Source organism: Plantactinospora soyae (assembly GCF_014874095.1).
Classification (GTDB): Bacteria; Actinomycetota; Actinomycetes; order Mycobacteriales; family Micromonosporaceae; genus Plantactinospora; species Plantactinospora soyae.
In genome coordinates, this window is sequence record NZ_JADBEB010000001.1 from 9,476,413 (window position 1) to 9,493,020 (window position 16,608).

The 16,608-nt window shown below is 70.9% G+C and carries 16 protein-coding genes; 12 read left to right on the forward strand and 4 right to left on the reverse strand.

The genetic code is table 11. From position 1 onward, the window contains the following. Positions 1-109: 109 nt before the first annotated feature. The gene (locus tag H4W31_RS41295; RefSeq protein WP_192771549.1) at positions 110-754 is read left to right on the forward strand and encodes a hypothetical protein; all 645 of its coding nucleotides are present in this window, start codon (positions 110-112) and stop codon (positions 752-754) included. A 49-nt stretch (positions 755-803) separates the two neighbouring features. Here the strand turns inward: H4W31_RS41295 and H4W31_RS41300 are convergent, their stop codons facing one another. Both H4W31_RS41300 and H4W31_RS41305 read right to left on the reverse strand, forming a co-directional pair. Next, positions 804-1,310: a GNAT family N-acetyltransferase gene (locus H4W31_RS41300; protein WP_192771550.1), complete on the reverse strand. Its 507-nt coding sequence runs from the start codon at positions 1,308-1,310 to the stop codon at positions 804-806. A gap of 84 nt (positions 1,311-1,394) precedes the next feature. Then, positions 1,395-1,964: a dihydrofolate reductase family protein gene (locus tag H4W31_RS41305; RefSeq protein ID WP_192771551.1), complete on the reverse strand. Its 570-nt coding sequence runs from the start codon at positions 1,962-1,964 to the stop codon at positions 1,395-1,397. Between the two features lie 110 nt (positions 1,965-2,074). Between H4W31_RS41305 and H4W31_RS41310 the strand changes: the two genes are divergently transcribed. The 5 genes from H4W31_RS41310 to H4W31_RS41330 all read left to right on the forward strand — a co-directional run bounded on the left by H4W31_RS41310 (position 2,075) and on the right by H4W31_RS41330 (position 5,763). Next, positions 2,075-2,671, forward strand: coding sequence for a TetR/AcrR family transcriptional regulator (locus H4W31_RS41310; protein WP_192771552.1), 597 nt, complete (start codon positions 2,075-2,077; stop codon positions 2,669-2,671). A gap of 69 nt (positions 2,672-2,740) precedes the next feature. Beyond that, the gene (locus H4W31_RS41315) at positions 2,741-2,998 is read left to right on the forward strand and encodes a transcriptional regulator (RefSeq protein ID WP_192771553.1); all 258 of its coding nucleotides are present in this window, start codon (positions 2,741-2,743) and stop codon (positions 2,996-2,998) included. A gap of 196 nt (positions 2,999-3,194) precedes the next feature. Further along, on the forward strand, positions 3,195-3,770 hold the full coding sequence (locus H4W31_RS41320) for a hypothetical protein (RefSeq protein WP_192771554.1): 576 nt from the start codon (positions 3,195-3,197) through the stop codon (positions 3,768-3,770). Further along, positions 3,767-5,236: a hypothetical protein gene (locus H4W31_RS41325; protein WP_192771555.1), complete on the forward strand. Its 1,470-nt coding sequence runs from the start codon at positions 3,767-3,769 to the stop codon at positions 5,234-5,236. Before H4W31_RS41320 ends, H4W31_RS41325 begins: the two co-directional genes overlap by 4 nt. Further along, the gene (locus H4W31_RS41330) at positions 5,233-5,763 is read left to right on the forward strand and encodes a hypothetical protein (protein ID WP_192771556.1); all 531 of its coding nucleotides are present in this window, start codon (positions 5,233-5,235) and stop codon (positions 5,761-5,763) included. The genes H4W31_RS41325 and H4W31_RS41330 overlap by 4 nt, the downstream gene beginning before the upstream one ends. Positions 5,764-6,138: 375 nt before the next feature. Here H4W31_RS41330 and H4W31_RS41335 read toward each other — a convergent pair whose 3' ends face one another. After that, on the reverse strand, positions 6,139-6,774 hold the full coding sequence (locus H4W31_RS41335) for a CGNR zinc finger domain-containing protein (RefSeq protein WP_192771557.1): 636 nt from the start codon (positions 6,772-6,774) through the stop codon (positions 6,139-6,141). Positions 6,775-6,874: 100 nt separating this feature from the next. On the opposite strand from H4W31_RS41335, the gene H4W31_RS41340 reads away from it, so the two are divergent. From H4W31_RS41340 to H4W31_RS41360, 5 genes are all read left to right on the forward strand, one after another. Beyond that, entirely contained in the window at positions 6,875-7,621 is a 747-nt protein-coding gene (locus H4W31_RS41340; protein WP_192771558.1) for a metallophosphoesterase, read from the forward strand. A 2-nt stretch (positions 7,622-7,623) separates the two neighbouring features. Next, entirely contained in the window at positions 7,624-8,403 is a 780-nt protein-coding gene (locus H4W31_RS41345; protein ID WP_192771559.1) for a LysE family translocator, read from the forward strand. A gap of 50 nt (positions 8,404-8,453) precedes the next feature. After that, a complete protein-coding gene (locus H4W31_RS44985; protein ID WP_192771560.1) occupies positions 8,454-8,897 on the forward strand; it encodes a PadR family transcriptional regulator in 444 nt (147 codons plus the stop codon). After that, on the forward strand, positions 8,894-11,146 hold the full coding sequence (locus H4W31_RS41355) for a hypothetical protein (RefSeq protein WP_192771561.1): 2,253 nt from the start codon (positions 8,894-8,896) through the stop codon (positions 11,144-11,146). Before H4W31_RS44985 ends, H4W31_RS41355 begins: the two co-directional genes overlap by 4 nt. 256 nt (positions 11,147-11,402) lie before the next feature. Continuing rightward, positions 11,403-12,380, forward strand: coding sequence for a TIGR04222 domain-containing membrane protein (locus H4W31_RS41360; RefSeq protein WP_192771562.1), 978 nt, complete (start codon positions 11,403-11,405; stop codon positions 12,378-12,380). 127 nt (positions 12,381-12,507) lie between these two features. On the opposite strand, the gene H4W31_RS41365 is transcribed toward H4W31_RS41360, so the two are convergent. Continuing rightward, complete coding sequence (locus tag H4W31_RS41365; RefSeq protein WP_192771563.1) at positions 12,508-14,541, reverse strand: prolyl oligopeptidase family serine peptidase; 2,034 nt, start codon at positions 14,539-14,541, stop codon at positions 12,508-12,510. Between the two features lie 91 nt (positions 14,542-14,632). Between H4W31_RS41365 and H4W31_RS41370 the strand changes: the two genes are divergently transcribed. Continuing rightward, the gene (locus H4W31_RS41370) at positions 14,633-16,573 is read left to right on the forward strand and encodes a copper resistance protein CopC (protein WP_192771564.1); all 1,941 of its coding nucleotides are present in this window, start codon (positions 14,633-14,635) and stop codon (positions 16,571-16,573) included. The last annotated feature ends 35 nt before the right edge of the window (positions 16,574-16,608 follow it).

Here is a 16,608-nt window from a genome sequence, read left to right on the forward strand (position 1 = left end):
TCCGGCGTCGGCGTCGGCGTCGGCGTCGGCGGCCAGGCTGCCGTCATTGCGGTGACGTCGGCCGAGATGGCCGAGTCCTGAGCGATGCCCGCACACCTAACATGGCGGTGTGTCGATCGGCGACGAGGTCGGGGACGAGCGGGACGTACGGTTCGAGCGATTCGAATGGTTCGAGCGGTTCGAATGGTTCGAGCGGTTCGAATGGTTCAAGCGGTTCGAATGGTCCGAGCGGTGGAGGCTGTCCTTCATTGTGGCGGCGGTGGTGTCCTACCTGACCCTCGCGGTGGTGCTCAACCTCTGCTTCGGCGATCCGTGGTACGACGGGATGGCGACCTGGTTGGTGGCCACCGGGGTAGCCACCTGGGTCAGCATCCGGCTCGGTAGACGCAACGCCGGAACGGGCAGGAGCCCGAGTTCGGGGCTGCCGGTCTGCCTGAACCACGAGGGGCTGATCCTGACCGGACCCGACGGGGAACCAGTCACGATCGGCTGGGACAACATCGCCGTCGCCCGGGTGAGTCGCGGGATTCCGCGGATGCTCGTGATCGAGGCACTGGACCCCGAGCGAACCCGACCGGTGCTGAACCAGTCGGAGTGGAGCCTCATCGGAGAGCACGGCCGGCCGCGCGTCACCCGACCGTACCGACGCAAGATCTCCCTGCGGTGTCTGACGCCGGGGCCGGCGACGCTGCGCACCGAGTTGGCCCGCCGGATGGAGCAGCGACGGCAGTCGCCGGCTCCCCCGCCGCAGTGACATCCAGCGGACGGGCGGCGGTGTCGCGGCGCCCGGCCGGGCCGACCGGCTACAGCCGACGGCGCATGCACACCCGGGGCCACCGTTGCAGACCGTGCGCGGCCTCCCGGGCCTGGATCGCGCGCAGTCCGGGTGTGAGGTCGCCGTCGTCCAACGTCACGAACCCGCACCGCAGGTAGTACGGGGCGTTCCACGGCACATCGGCGAAGGTGGTGAGGGTCAGCGCCGGTACGCCGATCGTTCCCGCGTACCCGGCGAGGTGTTCGAGGAGCAGCCGGCCGATTCCCCGCCGCGCGCACCGGGGATGCACCGTGACCTGTTCGACGTGCAGGTCGCCGTCGACGAGATCGGCGAGCAGGTATCCGACCGGTGTGTCCGTGGCGTCGACCGCGACCCAGGCGTGACCGGCGCGTTGGTAGCCGGCCAGTTCGTCGAGGGTAAGCGGCTCGTCATCGGCGATCTCCGGCATGTCGAGATCCCGGAACATCTGCCCGGCGACCCGCTCGATGTCGCGCAGCGCGGGAAGTTCCGCCGGTCGGGCCGTTCGAATCCGCACCGGGCCATCTTCCCCGCACTCCGCACGGTATGGCCACGGTGTTTTCCGATCGGCCCGACCGGCCCGACATCGCGCCGATCCGGTTCACGTCCGCGTGTAGGTGGTGACGGCGGCGCCGGAATCGAAGACCCGGGTACCGGTGACGGCGAAGCGGGTCGGGTCGAAGGGACCGTCGAACAGCGGGATGCCCGCGCCGATGACCACCGGGTAGCGCTTGATGATCATCTCGTCGATCTCGGTACGCAACTGGCTGGCCAGGTTGCCGCCGCCGCAGAGCCAGATGTCCGCCCCGTCCTGCTGCCTGAGTTGCCGGACGAAGGACACCGGGTCGGCGGAGACGATCTCCACCTCCGGGTCGGAGTTGTTCAGGGTGCGGGAGAAGACGTACTGCCGCAGGTGGGCGTACGGGCTGCTGATCCCCTCGCGCAGGGCGGGTTCGTAGCTGCCCCGGCCCATCAGGACCGTGTCGAACCGCAGGTTCGGGGCGTCGGTCAGCCCGACCGCCGGCCGGAACTGCGTGGGCACGGTCTCGGGCAGTTCGGCGTTCATCGTGGCCTGGACGTCCGGCTCGATCGGGAGGAAGTCGAACTGTCCGTCCGGACCGGCGATGAAGCCGTCGATCGTGGTGCCGACGTAGTAGGTGAGCTTTCGCATCTGGTTCCTCGTTCCCCTCAAACCACTCTTGTTGCAGTACTCCAGGTGGAGTGGTTTGAACGTAGTACTACACTTGGAGTGGTGTCAACCCGAGTCAGCGAGGAGACCTCATGCGGCAGAACCCGGCCCGACGTACGGCGTTGCTCGACGCCGCCATCGAAGTGCTCGCCCGCGACGGTTCACGCGGGCTGACCTTCCGGGCCGTCGACGTGGAGGCGGCGGTGCCCAACGGCACGGCGTCGAACTACTTCACCAACCGGGACGACCTGCTCGGCCAGGTGACCGGGCGGACCCGGGAACGCTTCACTCCGGTCGAGGCGGAGGTGGAGGCAACCATGCGGGCGCCGCGGACCCGCAGTCTGGTCACCCAACTGATGCGGGACCTGTACGGACGCATGCTCCGAGACCGGAGCAGTTACCTCGCCATGCTGGAACTGCGCCTCGAAGCCACCCGGCGGCCCGAGCTCCAGGCCGCGCTGACCGAGGTGTTCACCGCGAACCTCCGGGACAGCATCCGGTTCCATCTCGACGCGGAACTGCCCGGTGACCAGACCACGGTGCTGGTGCTCTATCTCGCCATGAGCGGCCTGCTGGTCGACGACCTCACCGTGCCGGGGGTACTGGCGCCGTTTCACCTCGATGAACTGATCGCCAATCTCGTCGAGCGGATCCTTCCCCCGGAGGCGCCGTCCGATCTCCCCGGATGACCAGTTCCGGCAGTCCCTCGAAAGAGCGGTCGGACCGTCCGGAGGAAGGCCGTCACCTATCCTTTCCCGATGCCCTCCGCCGACAGTCCCGAGACGATTGCCAGCACCCGCAGCGTCCAGGCAGCTTCGGTCTTCGAGGGCCGAATCGACCTGACCGGTTATCCCCATCGGTACCTCGCGATCATCTCGCCGGCCCGGTTCCGGGTCGACCCGGCGATCCACGCGATGGCCGCCGCCGAGATGCTCGAGGCCGCCGGCTGGGAACTCGTGGTGATGTCCAACTTCAACACCTCCAGCGTGTACGCCGTGATGCGTCGCCGCCGCTGACCGTGGCCCCGGACACCGCCCGGCGGAGGCTGTCCCAGATCCGATAGCCGCTGCGGTCCCCCCGCCCGAAGAGAACCGTTTTCGGGTCGTTGATCCGTCATGGTTCACGCGTTTTGTATGGCCAGCCGTCGGCCTTTACTGAGGGAACACGCCGCGCCCGTGACATGACCGGGCCGGCACTACCCGAGGGGGCGCCGTGCCGTCACTCCAGGACGTGGCCGACCAGATCAACGCCAAGCTCGACGAAATCAACGTCAACACCGCCGCGACGGCCAACGCCTGCGGTGCGATCCGGACCGAGCTGGTCACCCTGAACGGCCGGGTGTCCACCCTCGACGGCCACCTCCAGGCGGGATTCGCCAACCTCGCGGGTGGGTTGTTCGCGATCTGGGAGGTCCAGAAGGCGGCACTGGTCCAGGCGCAGCACCACAGCGAGCAGCACGACGCCATCATCTGCCTGTTGGAGAACACCAACGACCTGCTCTGTGGAATCACCCGCAAGATGACCACCCAGATCCGGCTCAGCCAGACCGTGGCCCGGATCGCGGAACGCGTCGAGGGTATCGCCGAGCGGGTCGAGCCGGCCGCGGCCGGTGACTTCGACCGGCTGCGAGACGTCAGGAACGACCTCGCCAGGTGCTGCCCGCCGGATCCCGAGGAGCCGGAGGCGTGCCCCGAGGCGTGCCCGGTGCCGGGGCTGGAGCCGTACGAGCCGGATGGTCAGGACTGGACGCCGGCCTCTCCGCCCGACTCGAACGGAGGACCGCGGTGACGCTGTTCATCCAGAACGACGCGGTCGGAGCCGGCGCCGGAACCGTACAGCCGGAGTTGGCGATGGCGAACCTGACGGTGATCGCGAACCTCGACACCGGCATCGGGCTGGCCCCGCCGACCGGCAATCTCCAGCAGGTCACCTACGCGCGCACGGATCCAGGGATCCCGCCGACCCGGCTGGACGCCCTGGTCAACACGAACTTCGCCGTGAACCCGGCCGGGATCGACATCATCGTCCTCGCCGTCGGCGCCAACTTCACCCTCCGGGACGGCACGCTGATCACCACCGTGGGCGGTACGGCCCTGTCCCCCGCCGGTACGACCGGACCCGGCGCCCCGCTCAACGGCACCCCGTCCTGCCTGGTCATCTACGACACCAGTGACCGGAACGGCGAGGGATACTGCCTGGCCAGGGCCGGCAGCGGCGGCACGCTGGACCTGCGACTGTCGTTGCCGGTGATGGCGTACCACGAGTTGTCGCACGCGTTCCGGATCGTCAGCGGTACCCTGCGCCAACTGACCCCCGCCTGTAATCCGTCGTCGCCGGAGGAGCGGGCGGCGATCACCGACGAGAACGACATGCGGGCCCAACTCGCCGTCATCAACGGCGAACCGGTGGTGCTCCGGGATCCCGGCATCCACTGCGGCACGAGCTGCGGCGGAGGTGGCAACGGAAGTTGCTGCATCGTCGCGTCGGTCTCGTCCGGCTCGCCGCTGTCGGTCGAGGTGGCCGAACTGCGTACGCTGCGGGACCAGTTCCTCCGGCGAAGCGAGGTGGGCCACGCCTTCTTCGACTCGCTGCACTACGCGTACTACGGGTTCAGCCCGCAGGTCGTCGGCGTCATGGCCACCGATCTGGACGTACGCGCGACAGCCCTGCACGGGTTCGTCCGGCCGCTGATCCGGATGCTGCGCCTGATCCGCGACTACGCGATCGACGGCCTCGACGCGGAGGAACTCGGCCGGCGCTGCGTCGCCGCGCTCGACGACCCGGCGGAGACCACCGCGGCGCGCTCGGCGCTGGTCCGAGCGCTCGCGATCATCCGGCATCGCGGTGTGACCGGGTTGAGCCCGGCGGAGCAGACGGTGGCCGATCTGCTCGCCGGTCGGGCGCTGCCCGATCCGCACGTCTCCTGGGGCCTGGTGGAGCCGGTACGGCTGTACCACCTGCTCCTGCGGCTGGTCCGTACCGGCGCCCCGCCGGCCACCGTCGGGCCCTGGTTCACCGACGCCGTCGACGACTGGGCCGGCAACCTGCCGATCGACGCCTGCTGGGGAGCGTTCGATCTCGCGACCGCCCGGCGCGAACTCGACGTGCTGGAGTCCACGTTGCTGCGCAATCCGGCGCCACGGCGGGTCTTCCTGCGCCGGCTAGCCGAGCGACACCCGACGGCGACCGCCATCGCGATCGCGGTCGCCGAACGGACCGACGCCACCGAACGGAGTGAGGGAGTGTTGAGATGACCCGCAGCGAGGCCGAGCCCCCGGGCGATGGCGGGGATGGTGAACCACGCCTGGAGGCCAGGATGGCAGGGATGTCCCGGCGGACGGGGATGATCGAGCTGGCGGTGGAACTGAGCAATCCGAGCCCGGACCGCGCGGTGCACTACATCTCGGACCTCCGGGCCATCGTCTTCGACGACGCCACCGGGCGCTTTCTGGTACGGCTCACCGACGAGGGCCGCGAGTTGATCCCGTCGACGGCGGGCGCGCTACCCCGCTTCGCCCAGGTGGATCCAGCCAGTACGGCGGTGCTTCCGTTGCGCATCCCGGAGGAGATCGTCCGGATGCGGGTCTCCGAGACTCCCACCGACGAGGTCGAGTTGGAGCGCCACGAGCTGGGCCCGGACGCCGAGATCGAGGTCGTGATCGGCTGGAGCGACACCCCGTTCTATCCGGACACCCGTGGCGGCCGGCGCGGCGCGGCGAGTTCCGCCGTGGAGTGGGAGAAGGGGCAGGCCCGGTTGGTGATACCCGGCCAGGGCGGATGACCGGATTCCAGCCCCGGCGGTATCAACCAGCCAGATATCCGTCGGCATCACCCTTGACCGGGCTGGATTCCGGCGCGCGCCCGGGTGGCCACGACTGACGTGCTCACGGAGGAAGATTTCTCCGACGCCCGCCTCGACGGATTCCTCGCCGAGGCGGTTGAACTCGCCAACCGCCCGTAGGCGATCTCCGCACCACTAACGACGAGGTCGCAGTGGTCAGGGCCAAAGGCCTGCCACCGTCGATCAGCGGCCACCGCCGCGTACTCGCCGTACTGGCCTACCTGGACCAGTGACCCGACGTCGGCAGCTCAAGATTCTTGTTGAGTACGGGTTAGCTGCTAACCCGTACTCAACAAGAATCTTGGCGGCATCGAGCTACGGGCGGTTCGTGGTGTGGCGCTGGTAGTGGCGGGAGACGCGGGCGCGGTTACCGCAGGACGGCTTGCACCACTCCTGACGCGGATGCGCCTTGACGAAGTAGCGCACGCAGCGCGGCGCCGGGCAGGCCAACAGTTGGGCGCGGGCCGGGCTGGTCAGGAACTCGATCGTGGCCCGGGCCAGTCCTGCGGTGAGCCGCCGTCGGGCCTCAGCCGGTTCGGCGCGCCAACCGACCATCGGCGCCTCCTCCTCCGGCCAGCTCAGCACGGGCCGGACCGGCAGTTGCCCGGCGGCCCGGTTGAGCTGTTCGACCGCGTCCGGCACGGACAGCAGTGCCGAGGAGTCGGCCCGACTCGGCGGTCCGGGCCGAACCGCACGCGCAAACAGGGTACGCACGGCCCGCCGCAACGCGACCACGTCGAGCCGAAGCTGCTCGTCGACCCCGTCGAGCCGAAGCTGCTCGTCGAGTGTGCCCGCGTCCCATCCGGGCTCGGCGACGTACTCGCGCAGCGGGTCGGACTGCTCCCGGAGCCAGGTTGCCAACCCGGCGACGTCGGCGAGGTCATCGGCGACGCCACCGTTGCCGTCGTGCCGGATGGTGCTGGCCAGGGCGAGCACGAGCTGCTGCGACATCCGGTCCCCTTCCGATACCTGATACCTGCTTGTTCGGCCGACTGGGCCGAGTGTAGCGTCCCTAATGCCTAAGGATGGAGCAACCATTAGGGGGACGGTAGTGCTCGTCATCGCACACCTGAGCGACACGCACCTCGACAGCCATCCCCGGTCGGCCGAACGGACCGCCCGGGTGATGGACTACCTGCACGCCCTGCCCCGTCCCGTCGACGCGATCCTGATCAGCGGGGACATCGCCGACCATGGCGAGGTGGCCGAGTACCAGACCGCGGCGAAGCTCTTCGCGTCGCCGTTACCGGTCATGCTCTGCCCCGGCAACCACGATGTCCGCGACGCGTACCGCAAGGGTCTGCTCGGCCAGGACGGCGGCGGCACCGGCCCGATCAACACCCGGTACGACGTCGCCGGGGTGGTCTTCCTGCTCGCCGACTCGTCGATCCCGGGCGAGGACGACGGGCACCTCGACGACGAGACCCTGGGCTGGCTCGCGGACGAACTCGGCTCGGTGCCGGACGCGACGCCGGTCTTCGTCTCCTTCCACCACCCGCCGGTCGAGTTGCACCACCCTGTCATCGACCCGATCCGACTGCTTCCCGCCGAGCCCCTGGCGGAACTGCTCGCCGCCCATCCGCAGGTCGTGGCGGTGCTGACCGGGCACTTCCACACCGCCGCCGCGAGCACCTTCGCCGGCCGGCCACTGCTGATCGCGCCCGGCGTCGCCTCCACGCTCCGGCTGCCGTGGGAGGGCGAAGGGCCGCTGGTCGATTTCCGGCAGCCGCCCGGCGTGGCGTTCCACGTCTACGACGACGCCGGACTTCTGACCACGCACTACCGCGTGGTCGTCTGAGCGTGCACGGCGTCTCCGTACTCGGATTCCTCGTCGCCGTAGCACCGATCACCGCGACCCCCGGGGCCAGTTTGACGCTGGTCGTCTCGCGGGTCGCGGCCGGCGGTCGCCGGCAGGGCTGGTGGGTGATCCTGGGTACGGTCACCGGGATCTACCTGCACGCGACCCTTGCCGCCGTCGGCCTCGCGGCGCTGGTGCTGCGCTCCGCACAGGCGTTCTGGGTCGTGAAGGTGATCGGCGCCGGCTATCTGGTCGGGCTCGGACTGTGGCTGCTCTGGTCCGCGACCCGCCACCGGCAACCCCACTCCCCTGCGCCGGCGACGATTCCCGAGCCGACGATTCCCGAGCCGACGATTCCCGAGCCGACGACCTCCGGACTCACGACAGCCGGACCGACGGCGGCCGAACCGACGATTTCCGAGCCGACGATTTCCGAGCCGGCCGCCGCGTCCGGGCCAGCGGTTCCCCGGTCTCGGCGGCTGCCGTGGCGGGGACACCATCCCTACCTTCAGGGGCTGCTCGGCAACGTGCTCAACCCCAAGGCCGCCGCCGTCTACCTGACCCTCGCGCCGCAGTTCCTCGATCCGCACCGTTCGGTGCTGGTCCCGATGCTGGTGCTCGCGACGGCGCACGCGGCCCTGCACACCTGCTGGCTCGCCGGCTGGACGGCCATCTCGGGCGCGGCCGCCCGGCTGCTGAGTACCGCCAGGGTGCGCCGGGCACTCGACCGGCTGACCGGCGCGATCCTGATCGGCCTCGGCATCCGTACCGTGACCGACTGACGCCTCTGATCCCTTTCGATGCCCGACCGACCCTATGTAGAGTTCGGAGTATGGGTAGCGAGATACGGGTCACCACGGCCGTGGCGAGAGTGCTCGCGGCGTTTCTCGAGGAGCCTGCGACGGACCGCTACGGTCTGGACCTGATCGGCAGCACGGGACTACCGAGCGGCACCCTCTATCCGATCCTGGTCCGGCTGCAACGGGCCGGCTGGGTCGACTCGGCCTGGGAGGAGGTTGATCCGGTCGCGGCCGGGCGCCCGGCCCGCCGCTACTACCGGCTCACCCCGGACGGCCTGGTCCAGGCGCGTACCGAACTGGCCGCCCTCTACGACCAGCTCGGCCGGGCTGCCGGCACGTCGTTCCGACCGGGCAGCACGAAACCACGGCCCGCGACCATGAGCCCGGCGTCGACCATGAGCCCGGCATCGACCCTGAGCCCGGCATCGACCCTGTTCGCCGGCTGGTCGGTGGCGACTGCGGCTGGGCCGGCGTGACCGGGACCAGCGGCGTTCCGCCGCTCGCCGCCGCGCTGCTGCGACTCGCCGGCCGCCGGTGGCCGGCCGAACTGCGTACCGAGATGCTTCAGGAGTGGCAGGCCGAGGTGGCGGCGATCGGCGCCGACCCGACCCGCACCCCGGTCGTACGGGCGCTCCGGCAACTACGGTTCGCGATCAGTTTGGCCGGCTCGCCCCCGGTCGAGGACGAGTACGGCGTACCACGCGGCTGGCGCGAGTACCTGCCCGGCGTGGGCCGTACGCTGCAACCGTTGCTGATGCTGCTCGGCGCGGTCCTGCTCTGCCTCATCCTGGCCACTGTCTTTCCGAGGCTCGGCTCGATGCTGCTGTCGCTGGCCCGGGGCTATCCGTCGAGCTACCGCCCCGACGGTGGAGCCGGCATCGACTGGGCCGCGACCGCCGTCGCCCTGGCCGGACTCGCGGTCGCCGCCGGTACGGCTGGCTGGCTCGGCGCCTGGTCGGGCCGTCGGCTGCCCGTCGACTGGGCGCACCGTACCCGGCTCGGCGTGGCCGGCTCGGCGGTGATCGCCCCGATCGTGATGGCCGGCGGCACACTCGCCATGTACGTCGCCTCCCGGGCCGGGTCGGACCTCACCCCGCAGGAGGGGGTCACCATCCTGGAGGCCGAACCGGTGCTTCCGGTGCTGCTCTGGGTCGCACTGCTCGCACCGCTCGCCGGTGCCACCGCCTGGATCATCCATCGGGTACGACGCCGGGTGCTGGCGGTCACCGTCGCCGTGCTGGGTGGCCTGGTCGCCCTCGACCTGACCGCGATCGTGGCCGGCCGGCACGCGGCGATCGCTGAGAACGTCGACTTCGACACGGCTCTCTGGTGGTTTCCGATGACCCTGCTGGCCCCGGATGGCGGTGCAGGCAGCTTCGGCCCCGTCGGGCAGGGGTCCTGGGCGATCGAGACCGTCGTAATGATCGTCACGAACACGCTGCATCCACTCCTCACCGCCACTGCCTTCGTCCTCTGCTACGGCGTCTCGGCAGCCCGCCCCCGGCTCGACCCCGCAACCGCCCCGGCACCCGCACCCGCACCCGCACCCGCATCAACAGGGACAACCGCAGCGGCGGTGCCAGTCGACGGACCATCGGCGGTACGGCTCCAGCGCTTCGGGCTGGCGGTCGTGGCGATCGGGCTCGGGCTGTGGACGTACGGCCTGACGGTCCTCACACCGGGCCTGTCCGAGGTGGCCGCCGTCGACGAGGTACAGAGCTGGGAGCTGCACCTGTGGGCCCAGGAGTTGCGGCAGGCCGGTGTCGTGCTCGCCGTACTCGGGCTGATCGTCGCGGCGGCCGGGCGTGGCCCGGTACTCCTGCCCGGACTGCTCGGGGGCGCGGTGCTGCTTCCGCTCGACTCGTTCCTCGACGCCGCCGACCTCACCGGTCCTGGCACGGTGCCCGGCACCCTCGGCCTGGGCGTGGCGGTGCTGACGACCGGGTGGTGGCTCAGCGGCGTACTCGGTGACCAGGGTGGACGCGCGACGCCCCGCGGCCGGAGCGAACCTGCCGTGCCGCCCGGGCCGGCCGGGGCGACGTACCGGCAGGTTCCGCTACCCGAGGTGCGGCGGCGCCGGCTCGCCTGGGTGTCGGCGATGGCGGCCCTGTGCGCGCCCGCGCTGCTGGCCCGGGCGAGTGGGCCGGACGCGCTGACCCCGGCCGGGTACCCGACCGTCACCGCGATCACGGTCGGCATGCTCACCGCCCTGGCCATGGTGACCGCGCTCGCCGTACGCGGGGACCGGTTGCCGCTCGCGGTCGCCGTGCCGGCGGTCGGCACGCCCGTGTTGGCGCTGGTCGTCCTCGGCGGACTCACCGGCGGCCTCGCCTGGGAGATCGGCTACGCGGCGGCCCTCGGTACGGTGCTGGTGGCCGTCGTCCTCGCCGTCATGACGATGAGACGACGTCCCCGGGCCGTTCCGCGCTGGATCGCGGTCGGGATCGGCGCCGTCGTGCTCGGCCCGCCCCTGATGTACGCCGAGTTCATCCTGGCGTCGCCGGCCGGGGAGCCGTTGATGCGGGCCGCCGGGTACGGCCGGCCCGTCGACGGTCTGCCGTTCCTACCCGGCGCGGTACTCCTCGCCGTCCCGCTCGCCGTGGTGCTCGCCACCCGGGTCGTACCGAGCTCCCCGTCCCGGGTCAGGCCGACATTCGTCCCGAGCCCCCGTGGCCACGACGAACGGATCTCCATCACCGGCAACCTCGGGCGGGCCGACGGGTAGCGGACCGGTGCCCGGCCGGTGCCGCCGAGCGCGATGCCATGATCGGCCGGCACCAATCGCCAATCGCCAATCGCCAGTCGCCAGTCGCCGGTCGCCAAACTCCGGGCACCGCGCTCCGGTCGCCGGTCGCCGGGCACCGGGCACCGGGCACCGGTCGCCGTGCACACCGCAAGTTTCGGTCAAGAAAGACGGATCGACGGTGGTCGACTGGCGCACCGGTCGCACAATCAGGGGACGTTCGACGACGGGGAGGGTCATGAAGCTCTATGCGGCAAGTACGACGTGGGGAGTCGGGGAGACCACGTTCCTGGCGTTCTATCTCGCCGTGGCGGTGGTGGTGGTCGTCGTCGGCTTCGTACAGCGCCGTCGGCTGCTCGCCGGCCCGGCCGCCGTACGCGTCTCGGACCTCAGCGCCGCGCAGGTCGCGTACCTCGGCGGCGGTCCCCGACTGGCCGTCGTCTCGGCGCTGGCCGCACTGCGGCAGGCGGGCGCGGTCGCGATCGGCCCCGCACCGGACCGCCATCTGGTGGTCGCCGGCGACCGGCCGGTCGACGCGAGCGCCCTGGCAACCGCCGTGTACCGAGCCGCCAACCAACGGCTCTCGGTCCGCGAACTGGCGTCCGACAGCGGGGTCTCCGCCGAGCTGACCCGGCTGCGTGCCGATCTCGAACGGGCCGGACTGCTGGTGAGCGACGAGGTCCGCCGGGGCATCCGCCGGTGGTCACGGGCGGTGCTCGTGGTGGTGCTGGTGGGCATGCTCTGGTTGTTCGCGGGGTTCGCGAACGGCGGATCGCTGCTCCCGGAGATGCTCATCGTGGCGCCGTTCGCCGTGGCCGGCACCGTGCTGCGGACACAACCGGACCGAACCCGGGCCGGCACCCGCGCGCTCGCCGACCTGCGCCAGGAGTACACCCACCTCTCCCCGGCCTACGAGCCGTCCTGGACCACCTACGGAGTGACCGGCGCCGCGATGGGAGTCGCGGTGTTCGGCCCTGAGGCGTTCTGGGCGGCGGATCCCGGTTTCGCCGCCGAGGCCGAGATCCAGCAGCGGCTGGGCGCCGCCTCCACCGGATCGGCCGGTTCGGGCGGCGGCGACGGCGGCAGTTCGAGTGGCGGGTACTGCGGCGGGCCGAGCGGCGACTCCGGCGGAAGTAGTGGTTGCGGCGGGGGTAGTAGCGGCGGCGGCAGTAGCTGCGGAGGTGGTGGCGGCTGCGGGGGTGGCGGCGGCGGGTGAGGTCCGATCCGATCCGCTGACGTCCCGGTCGCCGGGGCCGGGGGCCCGGCGACCGGGACGGGCGGGCGAGGTCGTCACCCCGGTCGAAACCGATCGGGTACGTCCGCGAGCGGCGGCCCCCGAGCCGTCAGACCGTGAGGCAGCGCCAGAGGAAGCGCAGCATCAGCGCCCACTTGAACGCCAGCTGCGCGTTGTCGGCGGCGGCACCGTGTCCACCCTCGACGTTCTCGTAATACGAGACGTCGTAGCCGTACCCGCGCAGTCGGGCGGCCATCTTCCGGGCGTGGCCGGGATGTACCCGGTCGTCGCGGGTCGAGGTGACGAACAGGACCGGCGGGTACGACCGCCCGGGGTGGACGTTGTGGTACGGCGAGTACTCCCGTAGGAACGCCCAGTCGGCCTCGTCGTCCGGATCGCCGTACTCGGCCATCCAGGAGGCGCCGGCCAGCAGCAGGTGGTAGCGGCGCATGTCGAGCAGCGGCACCCGGGCGACCACCGCGCCGAACAGCTCCGGATAGCGGGTGAGCATCACGCCCATCAGCAGCCCGCCGTTGCTGCCGCCCTCGATGCCGAGCCGCGCCGGTGCCGTGATGCCGCGCTCGACCAGGTCGGTGGCGACGGCGGCGAAGTCCTCGTACGCCCGGGGCCGGTTCTCCCGCAGCGCGGCCCGGTGCCAGCGCGGGCCGTACTCGCCGCCGCCCCGGATGTTGGCCACCACGTAGCTGCCGCCCCGGGCCAGCCAACCCCGCCCGATGATGCCGCTGTAGCTCGGGGTCCAGGCCATCTCGAAGCCGCCGTACCCGGTCAGCAACGTCGGTCCGGCCGGCTTCCCCGGCGGGGCGACCACGAAGTACGGGACCCGGGTGCCGTCGGCGGAGCGGGCGAAGAACTGCCGGACGTCCATTCCGGTCGGGTCGAAGAACGCGGGGTCACGCTTCAGCGTCGGTGCCGCCGTACCGACGGTGCCGTAGTGCAGCGCGGTCGGCTGGAGGAAGCCCGTGCTGGCGAGCAGGTACTCGTCGCTGTGCTCCGGGTTGGTGTCGACGATGACGACGTGCCGATCCTCCTCCCCCGCCTCGGTGCTCTCCCGAAGCGGCGCCCGCCGCCAACCGTCCTCGTCCGGCGTGAGCACCTCGGTCCGGCTCCGTACGTCCACCAGGCTGCTGAGGATCAGGTGGTTGCGGGTCCAGGCGTGCCGGGTCAGCGCCGTCTCGGGGCCGGGTTCGAAGACGACGGTCAGGTTCCGCTCGCCGGTCAGGAACCGGTCCAGCCGGGTGACCAGCAGGGCACCGGCCGGATAAGTCCGGTCGGCGACAGTCCAGTCGGAGCGGAGCGCGATGAGCAGCCACTCCCGGTGTACGTCCGTCTCGGCGTCCTCCGGCACGTCGATCCGGACCAGTTCGCCGTCGACGGTACGCAGGAACTCCTCGCGCCGGAAGAAGTCCAGCCGTCGGCCGAGGAAGTCGCGGACGAAGCCGGGGGTGGGATCGTGCACCGCGTACACCGCGACGTCGTCGTCCCGGCCCTGGTAGACGACGGTAGCCTCGGACAGCGGTGTACCCCGGCGCCAGCGTTTGACGATCCGGGGATAGCCGGAGGCGGTCAGTGATCCGGGGCCGAAGTCGGTACCCACGTAGATCTGGTCGGCGTCGATCCAGCCGACGTCGCTCTTGGCCTCGGGCAGGTAGAACCCGTCGGCGACGAACTCGCGGCGGGTCAGGTCGAACTCCCGGACCACGCTCGCGTCGGCGCCGCCCCGGGCCAGCCGGACCAGACAGCGCTCGTGCCCGGGGCGCTCGATGATCGCGCCCTGCCAGGTCCAGGGCTCGTGTTCGGCGGCGGCCAGCGCGTCCACGTCCAACAGCACCTGCCAGCGCGGAGCCGCCCGCCGGTACTCGTCGAGGGTGGCCCGCCGCCAGAGCCCCCGTGGATGGGCCTCGTCCTTCCAGAGGTTGTAGAGGTAGGTTCCGTCCCAATGCACAAACGGCACCCGGTCCGGGGAGTCCAGCACCTGACGCAGTGCGGCGCGCAACCCGGCGAACGAGGGGTCCTCGGTCAGCGCGGCGAGGGTTTCCGCGCTCCGGGCCCGTACCCAGGCCGTCGCGTCGGGGCCGGACAGCGCCTCAAGCCATCCAAAGTCATCGTCATAATCCGGGAACACGGGCAAGTTCCTACCACATCCGGAAAACAAAGTTACCGCTCAGTCAGATGGCAGATTGAACCTTTCGACCTGACGAAACGATCTATTTGAGGTGGAACCTTCTCAGGTGGGGCGGCCCCGGGCCGGTGGACTGACGGTACTGCTCACGGCCCTGGCCGTACTGCTCGGTGGTCTGGTGGTGGTGCTCGGGCCGGCGACCCCGGCGGTGGCGCACGCCGCGGTGGTCTCGACCGTGCCACAGCAGAAGGCCGTACTGGGCTTCTCCCCCACCGAAGTCACGGTGACCTTCAGCGAGCCGGTGGCCCTGGTGCCGGGCCGGGCGCAGGTGCTCGCCCCGGACGGCAAGCGGATCAACAGCGGCAGCGCCTCGGTCCGCGACACCGTCCTGAGGATCCCGATCCGGGTCGCCGATCGGCCGCTCGGCAGCTACCTGGTGAGCTACCGGGTGATCTCCGCCGACAGTCATCCGGTCGCCGGGAGCTTCACCTTCGCGGTCGGCGCCGAGTCGGCCAGCGTTCCGGAGCCGGTCGACGAGGGGGTCCGGGCCGACGTCCGGATCGCCGTACCGGTGACCAGGTATCTCGGCTACGCCGGGCTGGTCCTGCTGATCGGCCCGGCGCTGTTCCTGACCCTGCTCTGGCCCCGTCGGCTGTCCCGGCGCGGCCCGGTCCGACTGGTACGCGTCGGCCTGGGGCTGGTGGCGGCGAGCACCCTGGCCGGGCTCTGGGTCCAGGCCCCCTACACCAGCGGCGCCGGGCTGTTCGACGTCTCCGCCGCCGAACTGTGGCAGGTGCTCGGCTCGGACTTCGGGATGGCCCTCTCCGCCCGGCTGGGCATCCTGCTGCTGCTCGCCGTCCTACTCCCGCCACTACTGCAAGGAAGGGCCCCTTCTTATCGCATTCTGTATAGGAAGGGCCCCTTCTTAACCACCCTGCTGATACTGCTCGGGCTTGCTGGACTGGCGACTTGGCCACTCGCCGGGCACGCGGCGGCGTCGCCCGCGCCGGTGGCGAGCGGGATCGCGGGTGTCGTACACATCGCCGCCATGTCGGTTTGGCTCGGTGGCCTGGTGACCCTGTTCGGCTTCCTGCTCCGGACCGGCCATCCCCGTACCCTGGCGGTGATCCTGCCGGTCTGGTCCCGGTGGGCGACCATCGCCGTACTCTGGCTCGTCGCCGGCGGGGTGGTCCAGGCGGTGATCGAAATCGGCGGCCTGGCGGCGCTGGTCGACACCGGTTACGGCCGGCTCGTCCTGGCCAAGGTGGCCCTGCTCGCGGTACTCCTCGGCATCGCCGCCCAGGCCCGCCGCCTGCTCCGCCGACCGCCGGCCGCACCCGCTCCCGCGTCCGCTCTCGTTCCCGCTTCCGCGTCCGCTCTCGTTCCCGCTTCCGCGTCCGCTCTCGTTCCCGCTTCCGCGTCCGGTCCCGCGTCCGGTCCCGCTCCCGCGTCCACTTCCGCTTCCGCGTCCACTTCCGCGTCCACTTCCGCGTCCGCGTCCGCGTCCACTTCCACTTCCGCTTCCGCTTCCGCTTCCGCTTCCGCTTCCGGGCCGGACGGTACGGTGGCGGCTCCGGCGCACGCCCGGTTGCGCCGGACGGTGGGCCTGGAGGTGGCGGTCGGGCTGCTGGTACTCGCCGTGAGCGCGGTGCTGGTGCAGACGACTCCGGGCCGCAACGCCGGGATCGAGGCCAGCGCGGCCGCCTCGGACACCTTCGCGCAGTCGCTCAACTCCCCGCTCTACACGCTGCAGTTCGACATCTATCCCGTACAGCTCGGCGAGAGCAACACCGTGCACGCGTACGTCTACACGCTGGACGGCAAGCCGCTGCCGGCGGTGGAGTGGAGCCTGACCACCGCGCTTCCCGTACAGGGTGTCGAGCCGACGAGCGTTCCGATGCTGGGCATCGAGCCCCATCACGCCGTCGGCGCGGTGAACTTCCCGATCCCCGGGGACTGGGAACTGTCGTTCACCGTACGCACCTCCGACATCGACCAGGCCACCGTGCGTACCGTCGTGAAGGTGCGCGGCTGAGGCAGCGCAAGGTGCGCGGCTGCGGTGCAGGTGCA

What these genes read in the sequence shown, in the direction of transcription:
- H4W31_RS41305 (WP_192771551.1), bottom strand. Translation starts at nt 1,964, where the DNA reads ATGCGAAAGCTCACCTACTACGTCGGCACCACGATCGACGGCTTCATC.
- H4W31_RS41310 (WP_192771552.1), top strand. Translation starts at nt 2,075, where the DNA reads ATGCGGCAGAACCCGGCCCGACGTACGGCGTTGCTCGACGCCGCCATC.
- H4W31_RS41315 (WP_192771553.1), top strand. Translation starts at nt 2,741, where the DNA reads ATGCCCTCCGCCGACAGTCCCGAGACGATTGCCAGCACCCGCAGCGTC.
- H4W31_RS41330 (WP_192771556.1), top strand. Translation starts at nt 5,233, where the DNA reads ATGACCCGCAGCGAGGCCGAGCCCCCGGGCGATGGCGGGGATGGTGAA.
- H4W31_RS41335 (WP_192771557.1), bottom strand. Translation starts at nt 6,774, where the DNA reads ATGTCGCAGCAGCTCGTGCTCGCCCTGGCCAGCACCATCCGGCACGAC.
- H4W31_RS44985 (WP_192771560.1), top strand. Translation starts at nt 8,454, where the DNA reads ATGGGTAGCGAGATACGGGTCACCACGGCCGTGGCGAGAGTGCTCGCG.
- H4W31_RS41360 (WP_192771562.1), top strand. Translation starts at nt 11,403, where the DNA reads ATGAAGCTCTATGCGGCAAGTACGACGTGGGGAGTCGGGGAGACCACG.